A 20,202-nucleotide genomic window follows, 5' to 3' on the forward strand; every position below is an offset into this window, starting at 1 on the left:
AGGCAGTAAGAACCCGATTCGTGTAGTCCATCAAAAGTAAATATTCATTTCAATGGTTTTGTTTTATTTTACAAAAATTTACATATAACGAATAATAATTATCTATTATTTCATGAGATGAAAAAAAACCTCTATGTCTAGATTTATCATTATTCCCACCTTTTTGCAACTATCATACCATAGTTGCTATACAAATATTTTTCCACTTTTGACAGTTAATCAAACGTTTGTTTAAACGATTTTTTTCATTTAAACAAACGTTTGATTAACCTAGAAAAACACCCATATACGGGTGTTTTTCTGTTTAATCTTTAAAAGTTACTACTATTATTATCGCTTATTAATCTCTTCAAGTAAGATTTTGTTAACAAGCGGTGGATTTGCTTGTCCTTTTGTAGCTTTCATAATTTGACCAACTAAGAAGCCAATTGCACGGTCTTTACCGTTTTTAAAGTCTTCGATAGATTGCTCATTATTATCAAGAATTTCTGTTACAACCTTACGAAGTGTACCTTCGTCAGAAATTTGAACAAGACCTTTCGCCTTAACGATTTCTTCTGGGTCTCCACCTTTTTCAATTAATTCATTAAATACTTTCTTCGCGATTTTAGAAGAAATTGTACCTTTTTCAATTAATTGAACCATTTTAGATAAACCAGCAGGCGTTAATGCAACGTCTTTTAATTCTTTTTGTTGTTTGTTTAAGTATGCAAGTACTTCACCCATTAACCAGTTCGATGTTAATTTCGCATCAGCACCGTCTGCAACTGTTGCTTCGAAGAAATCTGACATCTCTTTCGTTAATGTTAATACGTGTGCATCATAAGCTGGTAAGCCAATTTCTGCAACGTAGCGAGCTTTACGTGCATCTGGAAGTTCTGGAATAGTAGCACGAACAGCTTCTTTCCACTCATCATCGATATAAAGTTCAACTAAGTCTGGTTCTGGGAAGTAACGGTAATCGTCAGATCCTTCTTTTACACGCATTAAGATTGTTTTCTTCGTTGCTTCATCGTAACGACGTGTTTCTTGTTGGATGATACCACCAGATAATAATTCTTTCTCCTGGCGCACTTGCTCATGCTCAAGACCTTTTTGTACGTAAGTGAATGAGTTTAAGTTTTTCAGTTCCGCTTTTGTACCGAACTTCTCTTGTCCAACCGGGCGAAGGGAAATGTTCGCATCACAACGTAGAGAACCTTCTTCCATCTTACAATCAGATACGCCAGTGTATTGAATGATTGATTTTAACTTCTCTAAGTATGCGTATGCTTCTTCTGGCGTACGCATATCTGGCTCAGATACGATTTCGATTAAAGGCATACCTTGACGGTTGTAGTCTACTAATGAACCATCAGCTGTATGCGTTGATTTACCAGCATCTTCTTCTAAATGAAGACGTGTAATACCGATACGTTTCTTTTTACCGTCTACTTCGATTTCAATCCAGCCATTTTCACCAATTGGTTTATCGAATTGAGAAATTTGGTAAGCTTTCGGATTATCTGGGTAGAAATAGTTTTTACGGTCGAACTTCGTTTCCGTTGCGATTTCACAGTTTAATGCCATTGCAGCTTTCATTGCAAAGTTAACTGCCTCTTTATTTAAAGTAGGAAGTACCCCTGGGTATCCTAAGTCAATTACACTTGTTTGTGTATTTGGCTCTGCTCCGAATTCTGTTGGACTCGCAGAGAAAATTTTCGAATTTGTTTTTAACTCAACGTGAACCTCTAAACCAATAATTGTTTCTAAATTCATCTATGCTCGCCTCCTTACAGACTTGCTTTTTTTGTATGATAGTCTGTTGCTTGCTCAAACGCATGTGCAACGCGGTAAATTGTCGCTTCATCGAAGTGTTTACCAATGATTTGTAGACCAAGTGGCATGTTGTTAGCACCGAATCCACATGGAACAGAAATCGCTGGAACACCCGCTAAGTTTACTGGGATTGTTAAAATGTCATTTGCATACATTGTCATTGGATCGTCCACTTTTTCGCCTACTTTAAATGCCGGTGTTGGCGTTGTTGGTCCAATAATAACATCATAGTTAGCAAATACATTTTCAAAGTCATTCTTAATTAATGTACGTACTTGTTGTGCTTTTTTGTAGTATGCATCATAGTAACCAGAGCTAAGAGCAAATGTACCAAGCATAATACGACGTTTTACTTCATCACCGAAACCTTCGCTACGTGTGTTTTTGTATAGATCTAATAAATTATTTACATTATCAGAACGAACACCGTAACGTACGCCATCGAAGCGTGAAAGGTTAGCAGATGCTTCTGAAGAAGATAATAAGTAATACGTTGCTAGAGCGTATTTAGAGTGTGGAAGAGATACTTCCTCCCAAGTTGCGCCCATACCTTCTAATACTTTTAAAGCAGCTAGTACTGACTCACGAGCTTCTTCGCCAACACCTTCTCCTAAGTATTCTTTCGGTACAGCAATGCGTAAACCTTTAACGTCGCCTGTTAAGCCTGCTAAATAGTTTCCAACTTCAACATTTGCAGAAGTTGCATCCATACGGTCAATACCTGAAATAGCTTGTAATAAGTATGCATTGTCTTCTACTGTACGTGTAATCGGTCCGATTTGGTCAAGTGAAGATGCGAATGCTACTAATCCGTAACGAGATACGCGTCCGTAAGTTGGTTTTAAACCTACAACACCGCAATATGCAGCTGGTTGACGGATAGAACCACCCGTATCAGAACCTAGAGAGAATAATACTTCTCCTGCTGCTACAGCTGCCGCAGAACCACCACTAGATCCGCCTGGAACATAATCTAAGTTCCATGGATTTTTCGTAGCGTAGAAACCTGAGTTTTCATTTGAAGAACCCATTGCGAACTCGTCCATATTTAATTTACCGATTGTAACTGTGTCAGCAGCTTTTAGCTTTTGCACAACTGTCGCATCATAAATTGGATCAAAGTTTGCTAACATTTTGCTCGCACAAGTTGTACGAAGACCGTTAGTTACAATGTTATCTTTTACACCGATTGGCATACCGAATAGTAAACCATTATCTTCAGCACCAATCTTAGCGTCTAATTCTTTCGCTTTCGCGCGTGCGTTTTCTTCATCTAATGTAAGAAAAGCTTTTACGTTATCTTCAACATCCGCAATACGTTTGTAAGATTCTTCTACTAAATCCGTAACGGAAATTTCTTTGTTGTTTAACTTCTTATGTAACTCTGATACAGAATGATCAAATAATGACATCGAAATTCCCCTCCTCTATTCTAATACTGCTGGAACACGGATTTGATTATCTTTGTGATCCGGTGCATTTTTTAATACTTCTTCTACTGGTAAACCTTTTTCTGGCACATCTTCACGCATAACGTTTTTCATAGTTAATACATGAGTTGTTGGTTTTACATCAGTTGTATCTAATTCATTTAACTGTTCTGCAAAAGTAACGATTGCATCTAGTTGTTTTTGAAATTTTTCTGCTTCTTGATCAGTAATTGCAAGACGTGCTAAATGCGCAACGTGCTTTACATTCTCAACGGAAATTCTTGACACGGCTAGGCCACCTCCATAATATATCGTTCAATCTACAATACTATTGATGATACCAAATTTTCAGTACTTCAAGCAAGTCAACACACGGCACTTACAGCATTTTTACATAAAAAAAGAAAGGCAAACGCCTTTCTTTACAATTTAGTCTTTATCTAGCGGTTCATTTTTTGGAAATCTCTCGTTATCTTCTTCGTTATCACGAATTGTTTTTTGTAATACAAAACAAGACATCGTTAAAAATAATGTTCCAATTAAATAGTACCCTTTTACACTAAGCGTTTCATCTAACGTATAAATCCCAATTAGCATACCTGAAAGCGCACAAACAAATGAAGTCCATGCTAAAAACGTGAACGCTTGCGTATTTCGTCTTCTCATCGTTCTCCCCCTCGTTAGCTGTACACCCATTATAGATAAATATATTTACTATGATGGATTTTTATGTAAATTATCTTTTTCTATTTATTAATCTATCACAAAAAAATTCTACTTCAAAGATAATTTTCTCTCTAATCAGAAAAAACAATCAAAATCATTGACATTTATTTCAATTCCACATAAAATAAAAACAAATATTACGAACCTCGAAATATACGGGAGTGGAAATAATTGTTGCAATATGAACATTTTTTAGACTTACTGCTAGATAACGCCAAGAAACTTTTTTATCCTGAGGAATGGGTAAGCCTGGATTTAACGCTTTCTAAGACAGAAGTATTTTGTTTACTTTGGATGGAGCGAAATACAGATATTACAATGACCAAAATTGCTGACCTTCTTGATATACCGATGAGTACAACGACAGGCGTTGTAAATCGCCTTGTAAAAAAGGGATATATTGAACGCTACCGTGATGAAAACGACCGACGTATTGTATTAATTCGGTTAACAGAAAACGGCGTAATGCTCATTCAAGAAGTAAAACAAAATGCGGCCCATTACTTTAGCTTAGTGACAGAAGCATTATCAGAAGAAGAAAAGGCATTCTTACTACAAATATTCCAAAAAATCATGAATCACATTGCTGCGTCACAGCAAAAAACAGAAGAAAAGGTTTCTACACCTAAAATGAAAAACATTCCGATTGAATAAAACCCTATTAGGGTTTTTTATTCAAAAAATTATTTCGTCACTCGTAATATTCGACACTCGAAACAAAGGGGATATAATGATGAGAATTATTTTGTATACAGGTAAAGGTGGCGTAGGAAAAACTAGCATTTCAGCAGCAACAGCACTTCAAAGCGCAAAACAAGGATTAAAAACTTTAGTAATGAGTACAGATCCTGCTCATAGTTTAGGAGATTCATTTGGTATAAAACTTTCTTCTGAGCCACTAGAAATCCGTGAAAATTTATGGGCACAAGAAATTAATACCATTTATGAAATGGAAAAGGGATGGGGAAAGTTACAGAAATACATCACCTTGCTATTCACTTCCAAAGCAGCCGATGATATTACAACAGAAGAATTAACGATGTTCCCTGGTATGGAAGATTTAATTAGCTTACTTCGCGTGCTCGATTATTATAAACAAAACACCTATGACGTCATCATCATTGATTGTGCGCCAACAGGCGAAACTTTAGCAATGCTAAGTTTTCCAGACATGCTCGGCTGGTGGATGGAAAAATTATTTCCTATTAAAAGAAAAGTTTTAAAAGTCGTTCGTCCTGTAGCTCAACCACTTCTTGGTGTCCCTCTCCCAACCGATGATATTATGGACGAATTAACAAATACACTTGAACAGCTCGGAGAAATGAGAGACATTTTATCAAACCGAGAAATAACAAGTATCCGCATCGTTGTAAATCCTGAAAAAATGGTCATTAAAGAAGCTCAGCGTAGCTTTACCTATTTAAATTTATACGATTATAACGTAGATGCTATTATGATTAACCGAGTCATTCCTAACACCGTCACCGACCCTTATTTTCAAGCATGGAAAGATACGCAAAAGAAATATAAAACATTAATCCAAGATAGTTTTAATCCACTTCCTATTTACGAAGCTCCAATGTTTGAACAAGAAGTTGTTGGTTTGCCCATGTTAGAGCGTGTAGGGAATGCTTTATTTAAAACTGATCCTTGTCCTACTGAAGTGAAATTTAACGGTCGCACACAATATGTAAAAAAAGATGGCGATGAATATATTTTCGTACTATCCATCCCCTTTTCAAACAAAAATGAACTTGCGTTAAATCAAAAAGGGGATGAGCTGATCATTCGCGCTGGTTCTGTTAAACGGAACATTACATTACCAAAAACATTAACACACCTTTCTATTCAAGGAGCAAAATTTGAAGAAGATGTACTAAACATTCGGTTTGGAGGTGTGGTGCATGCATGATGAAATGCTAAGAAAGGTAATTCGTACAAAAATAAAAGTAGGTATGCATATACTAGAAGAACTACCTAACCCGATCCAGCAATCAGCTAAGCAAATACTAAATATTTTGCAAGAGGAGCTAGCTGCTTATCCGAAAGAACAAACGCAGCACAAAGATAATTTAAAAAGTATCATAATTGAATAAGCATCTCTGTATAGAGGGCCTTTTTAGGCTTTCTATACCTTTATTGGAGTGATGTAAGTTGGTGAAAAAACATTCCACTATTATGCTCTGGATTATTCCTTTATTATTTTTCATTCATAACCTTGAAGAAGCTTTCCAAATGCCACAATATCTTGCTAATCAATTTTCAATTCACCTTATAACTAGCCAACAATTTTTCATTGCCATTTCCATATTAACAATCTTCGTCGTACTTATCGTCTTTCTATATCAACTAAACTTCTTGTCTTCTATATACTGGATTATTTTTATACAAGGAGCCATTTTCTTTAACGCTGTGCAACATATTATTTTGTTTTTGATTTATCGATTCTATAATCCTGGCGTAATATCCTCAGTTTTCATTGTTATCTATTCTTTTTTCTTTTTTTCATCCAAAAAACAATTAATTCATACAAAGCAATTCGTAATTACACTCATTTTCAGCTTACTTTCTTATCCCATTATAATTTGGATTACCTTACTATTCGCTAGCTGCTTTCAGCAATAAAAAAAGACCAAGAAAACTCCTGGTCCATCACTCTACTTAACAAACATTGGATTCTACGTTATACAAAATTAGAAGATAAAGAATTAGGGTTTGTTTGTTAAGTAGATTATATGTTGAATGAGCTAACAGCGGAGGGGTTCCTACTGCTAGTCCGTTACACCCAATCATTACTTTACAATTTTTTCAAGCTCCTCAAGTGAAAGATCTACTGAAATTGAACCATCATTTGTTTCTTTCTTAATTGCATCTGTTACTTCTTTTGAATGATACAATTCAATTACCTTTTTCAGTGTTGGATCATCTTTATCTTTCGTACGAGCTGCGAAAATATTAATATAAGGCTTCGCATTTTCATTTTTTGGATCTTCTAAGAAAATCGGATCCTTCGCTGGATCTAATCCAGCTTGACCAGCAACACCGTTATTAATAACTGAAGCTGCTACATCTTTTAACACACGAGGTGTTTGTTGTGCGATAACCGGTGTAATTTTTAACTTCTTCGGATTTTCAGCGATACCACTTGGATCTCCAAATAGACCAAAATCTTTCTTAAGCTTTAATAATCCAGCTGCATCAAGTAGTTTTAATGCACGCGCTTGGTTCGTTGGATCGTTGGGAATAGCAATTTCTGAACCATCTGGAATTTCATTTGCTTTCTTATATTTTTCAGAGTATAAGCCCATTGGTGCAATTTGTGTTGTACCAACAGCTGTAATATCTAACTTATGCTCCTTCTTAAATTGCTCTAAGAAAGCAATGTGCTGAAATGAGTTTAATTCAATATCTCCATCAGCTAACGCTTTATTTGGCGTTGTGTAATCAGAGAACTCAACCAGTTTAATTTTAATTCCTTCTTTTTCAGCTTTCTTCTTTAAAATTTCCCAAGCGTCTCCATCCGTTCCTGTTACGCCGACGCGAACTACTTTCTCTTTCGCCCCTGCACCCGTGTCTCCACTTGAGCAGCCGCTTAATGCTGAAATCCCTACAATCGCTGATAATGCAAATGCTAAAATTTTCTTCATTTTCTTTCCCCTCTTCCTTTTTTATGATCTGCGTAAAAAGACTTTCGCAAAGTAGTTTCCTAAATTTTGAGCTATCTGTACAAGAATAATAAGTAAAACGACCGTTACAAACATAACTGATGTATCAAAACGTTGATAACCATATGTCATCGCTAAGTCACCAAGACCGCCACCACCGACAAGTCCAGCCACTGCTGAAAATTCAATTAAACCAACCGTCATAAACGTGACACCTAATATCAATGGTGCTAACGCTTCTGGCACGAGTATTTCAAAGACAATTCTAAGTGGTGAAGCTCCCATCGCTTGCGCTGCTTCAATTACCCCTTTCGGAACAGAAACAAGATTTGTTTCAACCATTCTAGCAATACCAATTGATGCAACTAACGTCATTGGAAAGATTGCTGCCGCTGTTCCAATTGTCGTTCCGATAACACTTCTTGTTATTGGACTTAAAGCTACTAAAAAGATAATGAACGGAACCGGACGAATTGTATTAATAATGACATTAAGAATTGAAAAGACCCATTTATTTTCTAAAAAGTTTCCTTTACGTGTTACATACAAAAGTAAACCTAGAGGTATACCAAGAATTGCAGCAAATATAAGGGTTACAATTACCATTAAGAGGGTATCCCCCGTCGCATCTAGTATGCGAGGCCAAAATATACTCCAATCAACTCGCATGAGCTTCTACCTCCTTCAGCTGCACTTGCAGTCTTAGATGTTGTAATGCTTTTTGAATTTCTCTCTGTTCACCTTGCAATTCTACAAGAAGATTTCCAAATAAAACATTTTGAAGTTCAATAATATTTCCGTACAGTACATTTACATCGACGTTATAGTTTTTTGCGATATATGATAGTACCGGCTGCCCTGTCTCCTCACCAGTAAAAGTTAGTCGATAAATCTGACCTCCGTTTTGAATTTTCGCTAGAACACTTTCTGGTAAATGATCATTAATAACAGAACGTACAAAATTTTGAGTCGTCTTTGTTTTTGGTTGTGTGAAAACATCAAACAGTTTTCCTTCTTCAATAACTTTTCCCTTCTCCATTACAGCTACACGGTGACAAATTTCTTTCACAACATGCATTTCATGTGTAATAAGAAGAATTGTTAAATTATATTCTCGATTTACTTTCCTCAATAAGTTCAAAATTTCTGTCGTTGTTTCTGGATCTAAAGCTGATGTCGCCTCATCACATATAAGAATATCCGGCGATGTTGCAAGTGCTCTTGCAATCCCAACACGTTGCTTTTGTCCGCCTGATAGCTGCTCTGGATAATAGTTTGCTTTATCTTCTAATCCTACAAACTTCAGCAGTTCATTTACCCTTTCTTCGATCTCATTCTTTGGTACTTTCGCTAACTTTAATGGATAAGCAATATTTCCAAACACTGTTCTTGAATTAAATAAATTAAAACTTTGAAAAATCATCCCGATTCTTTGTCTTAATTTACGTAATTCTTTCGTCGACAATGATGTAATATCTTTATCATCTATTGAAATAGTTCCCGCAGTTGGTCTTTCCAACATGTTTACTAGGCGTAATAACGTACTCTTTCCGGCGCCACTAAAACCGATAATGCCAAAAATTTCACCCTCCTCAACTGATAACGTTACATCCTCCACCGCATGAACAGATTGCCCACCTGATTCATATACTTTACTTACATTGTTAAAAGAAATCATTTTCTTCCCTCCTATATGCTGTAAAAACTTGAAGTAGAGCTTTTGAAGTAAAATAAAAAGTGCTCTCCTTCTTATCAACCATAAAGATAAGAAGGAGAGCACTTATATGTACTCATTCACATCTTCTCATCTTCCAAGCCTTTATAGGCTTGCTGGAGTTAGCACGGTATTAAAAAAACCCGTTGCTGAGGTATCGTAGGGCCAGTCCCTCCACCTCTCTGGATAAGAATGTATCGATTTAATTGTCGTTTAATTAATTCTCATTATAGAACTCTGAATAATAAGAGTCAATATATTTTTTCAGAAAAATACTAATTATTTCTTTATTTAAATTTCCAAATGAAAATTCACAATACAATAGTGATTTTTATAGTTATGTTAAATTCTCATCCCTCATATTTTTTAAAAGGAGATTCATCTCTACGAATTGAATACCATTATTTGAATATGAAATCGGAGGAAGATAAATATATGAAAACAGCCCTTTTGCTCGTTGATATTCAAAATGATTATTTTCCAAATGGAAAGATGGAATTACGTAATCCAGTAGAAGCAAGCGAATATGCTAACCAACTACTACAACACTTTAGAGTGAACAACGAACCTATTTTTCATATCCAACATGTAGCTATAAAAGATGACGCTACTTTTTTCCTACCAAATACAGAAGGTGTCCATATTCACGAAAATGTCCGTCCACTTAGAGAAGAAACAGTTATACTCAAACATTATCCAAATAGCTTCAGAGAAACTGACCTCCTAGAGCAATTACAGCGTTTAGACATTGAACACGTCGTAATATGCGGGATGATGACTCATATGTGTATTGATGCTACCGTAAGGGCTGCTTTCGATTTTGGCTTTCATTGTACCGTTATACATGATGCTTGTGCTACAAAAGATCTTTCCTTTAAAAATGCTACTATATCGGCTGTTTATATCCATAATGCAATTTTAGCAAGCTTGAATACAACATATGCTGAAATACTTAGCACAAAAGAGTTTGTACAACGAAAAAAATCCTTTTGAATTTTCAAAAGGATTTTTTTCTGACTATATCATATTTACCATCTGTTTATTCTCTATCTTTGGAAATTCATATACTACCTATAACAATCTCATTAATTATTTACAATGGTACCTTATCATTTTTACTACCTTTTGATTGAGTCCAAGTTTTCCATAAAAACTGAATATTACACGTACGAGAAGCTTCCGAGAAACTCATTCCTGTTAATGGATAACATGTGATTTTCATACTTGCAAAAATTATAATTGCTATCATTGTTATAGCCGTAATTATTATGAAAGTAACATTTTTTTGATACCTTCTTCTCATACGTCATTAAATAATAACCTAAGAGAAAATAATTAATATTAAAACAAAACAACTTAAAATCTTGATATTCGACTATAAAAACACTGAATATACTATACAAGATTTTGACCATAATTTAAATTTATTTCTTATATACCAAACATCATCAAAATCTACCACTTAACTAAGGAGTTTTCTTCCATCTACTAACTATTGAACATTCTTACGACAAGACTTTTAATCTATCTCAATTAAAACAAAAAAACACTCCTTTCAGTGAGCAATACCAAAAGGAGTGTTCCCTTGTCGAACCATAGATTTTCTTTCAAATTGTATTATACAGGAAATTCTTAAAATGAATACTAAAAAATGTGACTAATAAATCAATTTTTCTCGTCATTTTATTTCTATTTACACGTTTATCCCGCTATTAATAGGGTTTAGCTCGTACTTTTCGAGTAAAGGTAATATATGACAATCACTTCTTCACTCTAATTTAAAAGAAGAGTTCTTCACGGGATGTGAAGAACTCCTCTACTATTTCTTATAAAGTTTCAGAAGTAGTTTTTGCTTGCATGTGAAGTGCTAAGTAATCAGGGCCACCAGCTTTAGAGTCTGTACCAGACATGTTAAAGCCACCGAATGGTTGGTATCCTACGATTGCACCAGTACATCCACGGTTGAAGTATAAGTTACCTACGTGGAAGTCTTCACGTGCTTTTTCAATATTTTCACGGTTGTTAGAAACAACTGCTCCTGTTAAACCGTATTCTGTATTGTTTGCAATTGCAAGTGCATGATCAAAGTCTTTTGCTTTACAGAATGCTACTACTGGTCCGAAGATTTCTTCTTTCATTAGACGAGCATCTTCTGCAACGTCAGCAACGATTGTTGGTTGGATGAACCAGCCTTTAGAATCGTCTCCTTCGCCACCTGCCAAGATTCTACCTTCTTCTTTACCAATTGCAACATAGCTCATTACTTTATCGAATGCAGCTTGGTCATTAACAGGACCCATGTTTGTACCTAATACAGCTGGGTTAGCAACTGTTAATTCTTTTGTTAATTCAACTGCACGATTTAATACGTGATCGTATACATCTTCGTGGATTACTGCACGAGAACATGCAGAACATTTTTGTCCTGAGAATCCGAATGCTGATGCAACGATAGATTTAGCAGCTAATTCAAGATCTGCTTCTTTATCAACAACGATTGTATCTTTACCGCCCATTTCAGCGATAACACGTTTTAACCAGATTTGTCCTGGATTTACTTTTGCTGCACGCTCATAAATACGAATACCTACATCGCGTGATCCAGTGAAGCTAACAAAGCGTGTACGAGGGTGATCTACTAAGTAGTCACCAACTTCAGAACCGTTACCTGGAACGAAGTTAACTACGCCAGCTGGTAAGCCAGCTTCTTCTAATACTTCCATGAATTTCGCTGCTACTACAGGAGTTGTACTAGCTGGTTTTAGTAATACTGTGTTACCAGAAACTAAAGCAGCTGTTGTCATACCTGCCATAATTGCGAATGGGAAGTTCCAAGGAGAAATGATAACACCTACTCCTAATGGAATGTAAGAGAAACGATTATATTCAATTGGACGGCTTTCTACTGGAATACCGTCTTTTAATTTCAACATTTGACGAGCATAATATTCCATAAAGTCAATTGCTTCTGCTGTATCAGCATCTGCCTCATTCCATGGTTTACCTGCTTCTTTTACAAGAATAGCAGAGAACTCATGTTTTCTACGACGAACGATTGCTGCAGCACGGAATAAAATGTCTGCACGCATTTCTGGTTTTGACTTTCTCCAAGTTTGGAATGTTGCATCCGCTACTTGCATTGCTTTTTCAGCTAATTCACGGCTTGCTTTTGAAACGCGACCAACAAGTTCCTCTTTATTTGCAGGGTTTACAGAAACAATTTTGTCTTCTGTAGTGATTTTTTCTCCCCCGATAATTAATGGATAGTCTTGTCCAAGATAAGATTCTACTTTCTTTAAACCCTCTTCAAACGCTAATTTGTTAGCCTCTACTGAAAAATCTGTAAATGGCTCATGTTTGTATGCTACTACCATTTTTTTAGCCTCCCCTTAGAAAAACGTTTACATTTTACAACATTATTCTACACGATAATTTAGATTTATTCAAATATTCCTAGACTTATATTTTAAAAATTAATTAATTTTTAAAATATAATAAAAAAAATAGATTCATACATACGTATGAATCTACAAAACATGAGTATATTCCAAAATGTTTTTCCCTATCAATAAAATAGTAACTAATAAAAATAAAGTCCTTACATATCCAACACCTTTTTGAATAGCAAACTTCGATCCAAAATAAGCACCTAAAATCATTGATAACCCCATAATAATACCGTATTCAAAATGAATTACATCTAAAAATAAAAAAGTAATTAAAGATACTATATTACTAACAAAATTCAAAAGTTTTCCAGATGCTGCCGCTTGAATAAAATCCAAACCAATTAATAAAAATGCAAAAATTAAAAAGGATCCTGTCCCCGGTCCAAAAAAACCATCATAAAACCCTATCATTAAAATAGCTAAGAAAAATATTAATGTTTTTCCTTTTGTCATCTTTTTATAGGTAGATACACTTCCCCAATCTTTTTTTGAAATAATAAAAATAGCAATAAACACTAACATTACGAGTACTAATGGACGTAAAATATCCGGCGGAATAAATTTTACTACTAAAGCACCTGCAACTGCTCCAATAATAGTTAACGGGATTAACTTTCCTACAATTTTAAAATCGACCTTTCCTGATCGAATAAAATAAACGGCACTCGTAAACGTCCCCATTGTTGCAGCTAATTTATTCGTTGCAATTGCCGAAGCTGGTGACAAACCAACAAACATAAGCGCAGGAAGCGAAATTAATCCTCCACCTCCAACAACGGAATCAATAAAAGCTGCTAAAAAACCAAATGCAATTAATAAAATAATGACTTGAAGACTTAGTTCGTCCATGACCTTACCCCTTATTCCCTTATTTGTAACATTTTAAATTATAACAAAATTCCTCAAGAAAAAAAGCTGTTCCATAAAGGAACAGCTCTCATATTTAATCTAAAATTTTCACAAGCGGTTCATCTTGCTTCGCTTCACGTATAATAATAGCTTCTGGGCCTTCTACAGATTTAATCGTTACTTGTACTTTCATGTAATTCGGGAAGTATTCCATAACAAGTCCTGCTACATATTGTGTAAAACCAATTATTTCTGCTTTCCCATTAAACTGGACAGGAATTTCAAGTTTCATTTCTTTCAATTCATCATCTTTATACATACCAGTACCGATAACAGCTGTATAATCGCCTTGGAAATAATCACTTAGTTTGGCTTTAAAGTTTGATACCCTTGCAAGGTCTTCACGCTTATTATCTGTTTTTGCTTGTTCAGATGGGAACAAATAATATTTTTCATTAATTTGTTTCCAATCTTCAACCGTTTCACTACCTTTGTCCACATTCGCATAAGAAACAAAATTACCTGGCACAAGTGAAGATTTTGGAGCTTGACGGTAAATCGCAAATGTAATCGGAACATTTTTTATTTCAGGCTTTTTTTGTTGCATGACTTTCAAGATTTCTTGCGCCATTTTTTTCCCTTCAGCTAACATTTTTTCGTCCTCGATTTTAGCCTCACGCGGATAACCATGCTCTTCATTAAAATATTGAACAGAATTCATCGCTAAACCGACTACAATGCCACCAAGTTCAACATCTTTCTCGCCTTTTTTCACATAATAATCATGCTCTAAAATATTTGAAATATATATTGGATTTTTTTTATTTTTCACTTCTAGTGACTCCGGTCCTTCACCTAACGCTGGATTTAACCCTATGTTCGGAAATTTAACCGCATCTTTTTTTAATTTGTCCTCTAGTTCCTTTTGTTCAGCATCTGTACGCTTTCTTTTAACAAGCATTTGTACAGTTTGAGCATCTAGAACGCTGCCGCCTTTAAAGAAATAATCTTTCGTATTAAATGATTCTTTCGCAATACGCATTAATCCTGTTTCAAATTCATCTACATCAAGGCGACTATTTAATCCTTGCACAACTAAGCCACGTGCAGATCCTGCGTCAAATGGAACAGTCGTCTTATAATATTCATCCGAAATAGAGTACTTCGGGACGACTGCTTGCTCTTTTGCTTTCCCCGATTTCTCAACTGTTTTTTCATCTTTGTTAGAACCCATGCTACACCCACTTACAAGTAGGCTTAGACTTAATACCGCTAACGCTATTTTTTTCATCGTAAGTTTGCACCTCTTACTTATTCAGCTCTTGTAAGAACCTCTCTTCATTCCAAACTTCCACATTGTGCTTCTCTGCTTGTGCTAATTTCGAGCCAGCAGCTTCACCAGCAACAACTAAATCCGTACTTTTACTAACACTTCCTGTTACTTTTCCACCAAGTGCTTCAATCTTTTTCTTCGCTTCACTTCGCCCCATAACTTCTAGCTTACCTGTTAAGACAACCGTTTTTCCTGCAAAGTAAGATTCAACATTTTGTAAATCTGCACTTTTTATACCTTTGTATGTCATGTTCACGCCATACTCTTTAAACTGTTGTAATAGCTCTAATACGTCTTCATTATCAAAATATGTTACAACGGATTGAGCCATTTTTTCACCAATTTCATTAATTGCTTTTAGTTCTTCTTCCGTTGCTTTCACAAGCGCATCCATCGTTTCGAAATGCTCCGCAAATGTGCGTGCTGCTTTCGCTCCAACGTGGCGAATTCCAAGACCAAATAATAATCGCTCTAATGAATTTTCCTTCGAATTATCAATTGCTTGTACTAAATTTGTTGCTGATTTTTCACCAAAACGCTCTAACTGTAGTAATTGTTCTTTCGTCAATGCATATAAATCTGCAAACGTACGAATATAATCTGCATCAAAGAGCTGTGTAATTACACGCTCTCCCAGTCCATCAATATTCATTGCATTTCTTGAAACGAAATGAATTAACCCTTCACGAATTTGAGCCGGACAAGTTGGATTTATACAACGAAGTGCTACCTCTTCTTCTAAACGAACTAGTTCACTTTCACATGCTGGACAATGCGTTGGCATGCGGTATTCTTCTTCCTCACCAGCACGCTTATCAAAAATAACGTTCACAACTTCAGGAATAATATCTCCAGCCTTTTTCACAACAACGTAGTCACCAATGCGAATATCTTTTTCACGAATTAAATCCTCATTATGTAAAGAGGCACGGCGAACGATCGTACCAGCCACTCGTACTGGCTCGAGCTCCGCAGTCGGTGTTACGACCCCTGTGCGGCCAACACTTAATTCAATGCCCGTTAATCTCGTTACAACTTCTTCAGCTGGGAATTTATAAGCAATCGCCCATCTTGGACTCTTTGCTGTAGTCCCTAAACTTTCTTGAAGAGCAACATCATCTACTTTTATAACGATTCCATCAATCTCATAATCAAGATGCGGACGTTTCTCCTGCCATTCTTCTACATAAGCTATAACCTCTTCGATTGATTCACACGTACGGCGATTTGGATTTGTTTTAAATCCGAGTTCCCCTAAGAAATCAAGCGATTCACTATGCGATGGAATTGTTTTTTCTTCTACATTCGCAAGACCATACACAAACATAGATAGGTTACGCTTTGCTGCAATTTTTGGATCAAGTTGGCGTATCGAACCTGCTGCCGCATTACGCGGATTCGCAAATACATCTTCACCGTTTTGCTCTTTCTCTTCATTTAACTTAACGAATGAACGCTTTGGCATATAAGCCTCGCCTCGCGCTTCTAACGTTACTTCTTCATTTAAACGAAGTGGGATAGCTTTAATCGTTTTTAAGTTTTGGGTAATATCTTCACCAGTTACACCATCACCACGTGTTGCTCCTTGAATAAAGCGTCCTTTTTCATAATGAAGTGAAACAGCAAGTCCGTCAATTTTTAATTCACATATATATCTTACATTCGCACCATCAATTCCTTGACGTACTCTTCGGTCGAAATCACGTAAATCCCCTTCGTTAAAGGCATTTCCTAAACTTAACATCGGTGACTTATGTGTTACTTTTTCAAATATATCAAGAACGGTTCCCCCAACGCGCACGGAGGGAGAATCTTCACTCATAAACTCTGGGTTCTCTGCTTCTAATTTTATAAGCTCCTGCATATTACGGTCATACTCCGCATCAGAAACCGAAGGATTGTCTAATACGTGATATTGATAGTTAAATGTATTTAACAAATCACGTAGTTCTTCTATACGTTTTTTTGCTACTTCTTTTGACATATCCTCATTCCTTTCCTATTGTTTCGTCACAGGTGCAAATTTTGCTAATAAACGTTTAATACCAATTGGGCTTGGGAACGCAATATCTAATTCTTTTGCATCACCTTCACCTTTTACACTTACAACTGTACCGACTCCCCATTTCTGGTGGGAAGCTTTATCGCCTACTGCCCAACCAATTTGCTCGCCGCCTGTTGTCTTAACAGCCGGACGTACGAAAGCTGAACGAGAACGTGTTGTCGTTGTAGTTTTACTTGTACTTGTGCTTGTCATTCTTCCTTTTGCACCAAACGAAGTTTCACGCTTTGGCGCTATTTCGTTTAATGGTTCCACTAGTTCTGCCGGAATCTCTGTAATAAATCGAGATGCTGCATTCATACTTGTTCTACCAAATAAAGTACGCATTTGTGCATTCGATAAGTATAACTCTTCTTCTGCACGAGTAATACCTACATAGGCAAGACGACGCTCTTCTTGCATTTCATCTTCTTCCATAAGAGAACGCGTATGCGGGAATATTCCTTCCTCTAAACCAACAATAAAGACAACCGGGAATTCTAATCCTTTTGCTGAGTGCATCGTCATTAAAATAACTTCTTCACCAGCAGTTGGGTCTTCATCTACACGATCAATATCAGCAACAAGAGCTAAGTCTGTTAAGAATGCAACGAGACTCTTATCTTCACTTTGCGATTCGAATGTTTGTGTAACAGATAAAAACTCATCTAAGTTCTCTAAACGACCTTCTGCTTCTAAAGAACGCTCATTTTTCAACATCTCGCGATAGCCTGTTTTTTCAATAACTTCTTCTACTAATTCTGTAACAGATAAATACTCTTGCATATTTACCCAGTTGTGTAATAAACCTGCGAATTCTTTTACTGCCTTTGTAATTTTTGCGCTTACTCCAACATGCTCAATCTCATCGAATACAGCAGTTAATGAAATTCCATTTTGTACACCGTAATTAATAATTTTATCGATAGAAGTAGCACCAATTCCGCGCTTTGGCATGTTAATAATTCGCGCAAAACTAATCTCATCATCTGGATTCCCAATTAAACGTAAGTACGCCAAAATGTCTTTAATCTCTTTACGGTCGTAGAACTTCGTACCGCCGACAATTTTGTAAGGGATGTTAGATTTCAGGAAAATCTCCTCGACCATACGAGACTGGGCATTCGTGCGATATAACACTGCAAAATCAGTATATTTTCGTTTCCCCATTTGAATATCGTCATGAATTTTTTTCGCAACAAAATATGCTTCGTCTTTTTCCGTTGCAGCACGGTAATACGAGATTTTGCTCCCAACTTGATTATCTGTCCATAACTTCTTTGGTTTACGGTTTGAATTTTTTTCGATAACAGCATTAGCTGCATTCAAAATGTTTTGTGATGAACGGTAATTTTGTTCTAACAAAATTACTTGTGCATTCTCATAGTCTTTTTCGAATGACAAAATGTTAGAAATATCCGCACCACGCCAGCGATAAATAGACTGGTCAGAGTCACCTACAACGCAAAGATTTTTAAAACGCGCTGCCAAATGTTTAACAAGAAGATACTGCGCTTTGTTCGTATCTTGATACTCATCAACGTGAATATATTGGAACTTACGCTGATAAAACTCTAATACTTCTGGAACACGTTCAAATAGCTGAATCGTCGTCATAATTAAATCATCAAAGTCTAATGAGTTATTTTTCAGAAGACGCTTTTGATATTCTGTATATACATCGCTCGTCAATTTTTCATATGGATCAGCCATTGTAATTTTTTTTGCATATTTATCTGCAGATAACAGTTCATTTTTCGCATTACTAATACCCGCTAAAATAGAGCGCGGTTCAAACTTCTTCGGGTCGATATTGCGCTCTTTCATAATTTTTTTTACTACAGTTAACTGATCACCTGCATCTAAAATCGTAAAGTTACGATTAATCCCAATACGGTCGATATCACGTCGTAAAATACGTACACACATAGAGTGGAACGTAGAAATCCAAATATCTTCTGCTTCTGGTCCGACAAGCGTATCAATACGCTCGCGCATTTCACGAGCAGCTTTATTTGTAAAAGTAATAGCTAATACATTCCATGGCGCCACACCTTTTTCACCAAGTAAATACGCAATACGGTGTGTTAGTACACGTGTTTTACCACTACCTGCACCTGCCATTAATAGAAGTGGTCCATTCGTTGTTTGTACTGCTTTTTGTTGCTGTGGATTTAGTCCATTTAATAACTTATCTGTCATACTCATATGCGCCTGCACCTACTCTCCTTTTACTGCTTTAACTGTTTTTAACGCAGCTTTTATATCATCATAAATAACGTTCCCAACAACTACTGTATCAGCATACTGTGCCATTTCTTTCGCTTGTTCTGCATTAGAAATACCACCGCCATAATATAGTTTAGCTTGTTTCAATTCTGCTTTTACATTTTTAACAAGCTCAATATCTCCATACGTACCGCTATATTCTAAATAGAATATAGGTAAACGTAATAGCTTGTCTGCTAAACGTGCGTATGCAATAACGTCATCTTCTGTTAAATTACATTTTGCATCTGTCAGCTGGGCTACTTTCGCTTCTGGATTTAAAACACAATATCCTTCCATGAAAATTTCGTCCCAGTCCATAATATCCCCAAATTCTTTCAATGCCTCATGATGAACCCCTGTTATCCATTCTACTTTTCGGCTATTTAAAACGCTTGGGATGTAATAAAAATCAAATCCTGGTGTAATTGCTTCCACATCAGAAACCTCTAACACACAAGGAACTGCATATCTACGAATGCTAACTAGCATGTGTAATACATTATCAATTGTTACGCCATCACTTCCGCCTACAATAACAGCATCTGTTCCAGATTCACAAATCATTTCTAAATGTTCATCGCTTAACTCCTTGTTTGGGTCAAGCTTAAATACATGTTTCCACCCGGAAATATCGTACATGAAAACACCCTTTCTTTTCTCTATTTATATATACTTCTGTTCAAAATAACAGTTTATTTTTATCAGGATTTTTTTAACTTCATCTTAAATATTTGTTTAAAACGGAGAATTAAGTTTGGAATTCCCTCTTCCATATTTTTGCAAACGGGAGGATTTAACTTTGAACTTCCTTTTATGCATTCTTTCATTATAACAAAAAAAGCTACTTACACACACGCCCATTCCAACATCTTTTTTAACGTCAAATGTTGGATTACATATCATCAA

At 36.0% G+C, this 20,202-nt stretch carries 18 protein-coding genes and 1 riboswitch; of the genes, 5 read left to right on the forward strand and 13 right to left on the reverse strand.

Annotation, left to right across the window (positions count from 1 at the left end):
* Positions 1 to 330: 330 nt before the first annotated feature.
* From gatB to COI75_RS03820, 4 genes are all read right to left on the reverse strand, one after another.
* Positions 331 to 1,758 (reverse strand): Asp-tRNA(Asn)/Glu-tRNA(Gln) amidotransferase subunit GatB, encoded by a 1,428-nt coding sequence (gene gatB / locus COI75_RS03805; protein WP_001047686.1) that lies wholly within the window; start codon positions 1,756 to 1,758, stop codon positions 331 to 333.
* Between the two features lie 14 nt (positions 1,759 to 1,772).
* Positions 1,773 to 3,230, reverse strand: a complete 1,458-nt coding sequence (gene gatA, locus COI75_RS03810; RefSeq protein WP_000051449.1) for an Asp-tRNA(Asn)/Glu-tRNA(Gln) amidotransferase subunit GatA — start codon at positions 3,228 to 3,230, stop codon at positions 1,773 to 1,775.
* 15 nt (positions 3,231 to 3,245) lie between these two features.
* On the reverse strand, positions 3,246 to 3,536 hold the full coding sequence (gene gatC / locus COI75_RS03815) for an Asp-tRNA(Asn)/Glu-tRNA(Gln) amidotransferase subunit GatC (RefSeq protein ID WP_000086999.1): 291 nt from the start codon (positions 3,534 to 3,536) through the stop codon (positions 3,246 to 3,248).
* A gap of 141 nt (positions 3,537 to 3,677) precedes the next feature.
* Positions 3,678 to 3,914: a YiaA/YiaB family inner membrane protein gene (locus tag COI75_RS03820; protein WP_001254392.1), complete on the reverse strand. Its 237-nt coding sequence runs from the start codon at positions 3,912 to 3,914 to the stop codon at positions 3,678 to 3,680.
* Between the two features lie 231 nt (positions 3,915 to 4,145).
* Between COI75_RS03820 and COI75_RS03825 the strand changes: the two genes are divergently transcribed.
* The 4 genes from COI75_RS03825 (at position 4,146) to COI75_RS03840 (ending at position 6,599) form a co-directional block, all read left to right on the forward strand.
* Complete coding sequence (locus COI75_RS03825) at positions 4,146 to 4,628, forward strand: MarR family winged helix-turn-helix transcriptional regulator (protein ID WP_000942474.1); 483 nt, start codon at positions 4,146 to 4,148, stop codon at positions 4,626 to 4,628.
* Positions 4,629 to 4,704: 76 nt separating this feature from the next.
* Complete coding sequence (locus COI75_RS03830) at positions 4,705 to 5,886, forward strand: ArsA family ATPase (RefSeq protein ID WP_002095936.1); 1,182 nt, start codon at positions 4,705 to 4,707, stop codon at positions 5,884 to 5,886.
* Positions 5,879 to 6,070, forward strand: a complete 192-nt coding sequence (locus tag COI75_RS03835) for a DUF3926 domain-containing protein (protein WP_000543632.1) — start codon at positions 5,879 to 5,881, stop codon at positions 6,068 to 6,070. The genes COI75_RS03830 and COI75_RS03835 overlap by 8 nt, the downstream gene beginning before the upstream one ends.
* A gap of 58 nt (positions 6,071 to 6,128) precedes the next feature.
* Positions 6,129 to 6,599, forward strand: a complete 471-nt coding sequence (locus COI75_RS03840; RefSeq protein WP_002095937.1) for an HXXEE domain-containing protein — start codon at positions 6,129 to 6,131, stop codon at positions 6,597 to 6,599.
* 167 nt (positions 6,600 to 6,766) lie between these two features.
* Here COI75_RS03840 and COI75_RS03845 read toward each other — a convergent pair whose 3' ends face one another.
* From COI75_RS03845 to COI75_RS03855, 3 genes are read right to left on the reverse strand one after another with little or no spacing between them, the layout of a single operon-like run.
* Positions 6,767 to 7,621: a MetQ/NlpA family ABC transporter substrate-binding protein gene (locus COI75_RS03845; RefSeq protein WP_000721584.1), complete on the reverse strand. Its 855-nt coding sequence runs from the start codon at positions 7,619 to 7,621 to the stop codon at positions 6,767 to 6,769.
* 21 nt (positions 7,622 to 7,642) lie between these two features.
* A complete protein-coding gene (locus COI75_RS03850; protein ID WP_001261853.1) occupies positions 7,643 to 8,308 on the reverse strand; it encodes a methionine ABC transporter permease in 666 nt (221 codons plus the stop codon).
* Entirely contained in the window at positions 8,298 to 9,317 is a 1,020-nt protein-coding gene (locus COI75_RS03855; protein WP_098448240.1) for a methionine ABC transporter ATP-binding protein, read from the reverse strand. The genes COI75_RS03850 and COI75_RS03855 overlap by 11 nt, the downstream gene beginning before the upstream one ends.
* Positions 9,318 to 9,440: 123 nt before the next feature.
* Positions 9,441 to 9,546: riboswitch (SAM riboswitch) on the reverse strand.
* A 218-nt stretch (positions 9,547 to 9,764) separates the two neighbouring features.
* Between COI75_RS03855 and COI75_RS03860 the strand changes: the two genes are divergently transcribed.
* Positions 9,765 to 10,346, forward strand: a complete 582-nt coding sequence (locus COI75_RS03860) for a cysteine hydrolase family protein (protein ID WP_000834171.1) — start codon at positions 9,765 to 9,767, stop codon at positions 10,344 to 10,346.
* A gap of 833 nt (positions 10,347 to 11,179) precedes the next feature.
* On the opposite strand, the gene pruA is transcribed toward COI75_RS03860, so the two are convergent.
* From pruA to COI75_RS03895, 6 genes are all read right to left on the reverse strand, one after another.
* Positions 11,180 to 12,727: an L-glutamate gamma-semialdehyde dehydrogenase gene (gene pruA, locus COI75_RS03870; protein ID WP_000259541.1), complete on the reverse strand. Its 1,548-nt coding sequence runs from the start codon at positions 12,725 to 12,727 to the stop codon at positions 11,180 to 11,182.
* A 153-nt stretch (positions 12,728 to 12,880) separates the two neighbouring features.
* Entirely contained in the window at positions 12,881 to 13,651 is a 771-nt protein-coding gene (locus COI75_RS03875) for a TSUP family transporter (RefSeq protein WP_000343984.1), read from the reverse strand.
* A gap of 94 nt (positions 13,652 to 13,745) precedes the next feature.
* Positions 13,746 to 14,942 carry a CamS family sex pheromone protein gene (locus COI75_RS03880; RefSeq protein WP_000717055.1) on the reverse strand — a complete coding sequence of 399 codons (1,197 nt, stop codon included), beginning with the start codon at positions 14,940 to 14,942 and terminating at the stop codon, positions 13,746 to 13,748.
* A 16-nt stretch (positions 14,943 to 14,958) separates the two neighbouring features.
* Positions 14,959 to 16,968 (reverse strand): NAD-dependent DNA ligase LigA, encoded by a 2,010-nt coding sequence (gene ligA, locus COI75_RS03885; protein WP_098381056.1) that lies wholly within the window; start codon positions 16,966 to 16,968, stop codon positions 14,959 to 14,961.
* A 15-nt stretch (positions 16,969 to 16,983) separates the two neighbouring features.
* Positions 16,984 to 19,233: a DNA helicase PcrA gene (gene pcrA / locus COI75_RS03890; RefSeq protein ID WP_141535081.1), complete on the reverse strand. Its 2,250-nt coding sequence runs from the start codon at positions 19,231 to 19,233 to the stop codon at positions 16,984 to 16,986.
* Positions 19,234 to 19,245: 12 nt separating this feature from the next.
* Positions 19,246 to 19,935: a heptaprenylglyceryl phosphate synthase gene (locus COI75_RS03895; protein ID WP_000272079.1), complete on the reverse strand. Its 690-nt coding sequence runs from the start codon at positions 19,933 to 19,935 to the stop codon at positions 19,246 to 19,248.
* Positions 19,936 to 20,202 lie beyond the last annotated feature (267 nt).

Source organism: Bacillus cereus (assembly GCF_002564555.1).
Lineage (GTDB): Bacteria > Bacillota > Bacilli > Bacillales > Bacillaceae_G > Bacillus_A > Bacillus_A cereus_K.

Excerpts from the sequence above, each read along its gene's own strand:
- ligA (WP_098381056.1), bottom strand. The coding sequence starts at position 16,968 with ATGTCAAAAGAAGTAGCAAAAAAACGTATAGAAGAACTACGTGATTTG.
- COI75_RS03830 (WP_002095936.1), top strand. The coding sequence starts at position 4,705 with ATGATGAGAATTATTTTGTATACAGGTAAAGGTGGCGTAGGAAAAACT.
- COI75_RS03875 (WP_000343984.1), bottom strand. The coding sequence starts at position 13,651 with ATGGACGAACTAAGTCTTCAAGTCATTATTTTATTAATTGCATTTGGT.
- COI75_RS03820 (WP_001254392.1), bottom strand. The coding sequence starts at position 3,914 with ATGAGAAGACGAAATACGCAAGCGTTCACGTTTTTAGCATGGACTTCA.
- gatA (WP_000051449.1), bottom strand. The coding sequence starts at position 3,230 with ATGTCATTATTTGATCATTCTGTATCAGAGTTACATAAGAAGTTAAAC.
- COI75_RS03895 (WP_000272079.1), bottom strand. The coding sequence starts at position 19,935 with ATGTACGATATTTCCGGGTGGAAACATGTATTTAAGCTTGACCCAAAC.
- COI75_RS03855 (WP_098448240.1), bottom strand. The coding sequence starts at position 9,317 with ATGATTTCTTTTAACAATGTAAGTAAAGTATATGAATCAGGTGGGCAA.
- COI75_RS03835 (WP_000543632.1), top strand. The coding sequence starts at position 5,879 with ATGCATGATGAAATGCTAAGAAAGGTAATTCGTACAAAAATAAAAGTA.
- COI75_RS03860 (WP_000834171.1), top strand. The coding sequence starts at position 9,765 with ATGAAATCGGAGGAAGATAAATATATGAAAACAGCCCTTTTGCTCGTT.
- COI75_RS03845 (WP_000721584.1), bottom strand. The coding sequence starts at position 7,621 with ATGAAGAAAATTTTAGCATTTGCATTATCAGCGATTGTAGGGATTTCA.
- COI75_RS03850 (WP_001261853.1), bottom strand. The coding sequence starts at position 8,308 with ATGCGAGTTGATTGGAGTATATTTTGGCCTCGCATACTAGATGCGACG.
- gatB (WP_001047686.1), bottom strand. The coding sequence starts at position 1,758 with ATGAATTTAGAAACAATTATTGGTTTAGAGGTTCACGTTGAGTTAAAA.
- COI75_RS03880 (WP_000717055.1), bottom strand. The coding sequence starts at position 14,942 with ATGAAAAAAATAGCGTTAGCGGTATTAAGTCTAAGCCTACTTGTAAGT.
- pcrA (WP_141535081.1), bottom strand. The coding sequence starts at position 19,233 with ATGAGTATGACAGATAAGTTATTAAATGGACTAAATCCACAGCAACAA.
- pruA (WP_000259541.1), bottom strand. The coding sequence starts at position 12,727 with ATGGTAGTAGCATACAAACATGAGCCATTTACAGATTTTTCAGTAGAG.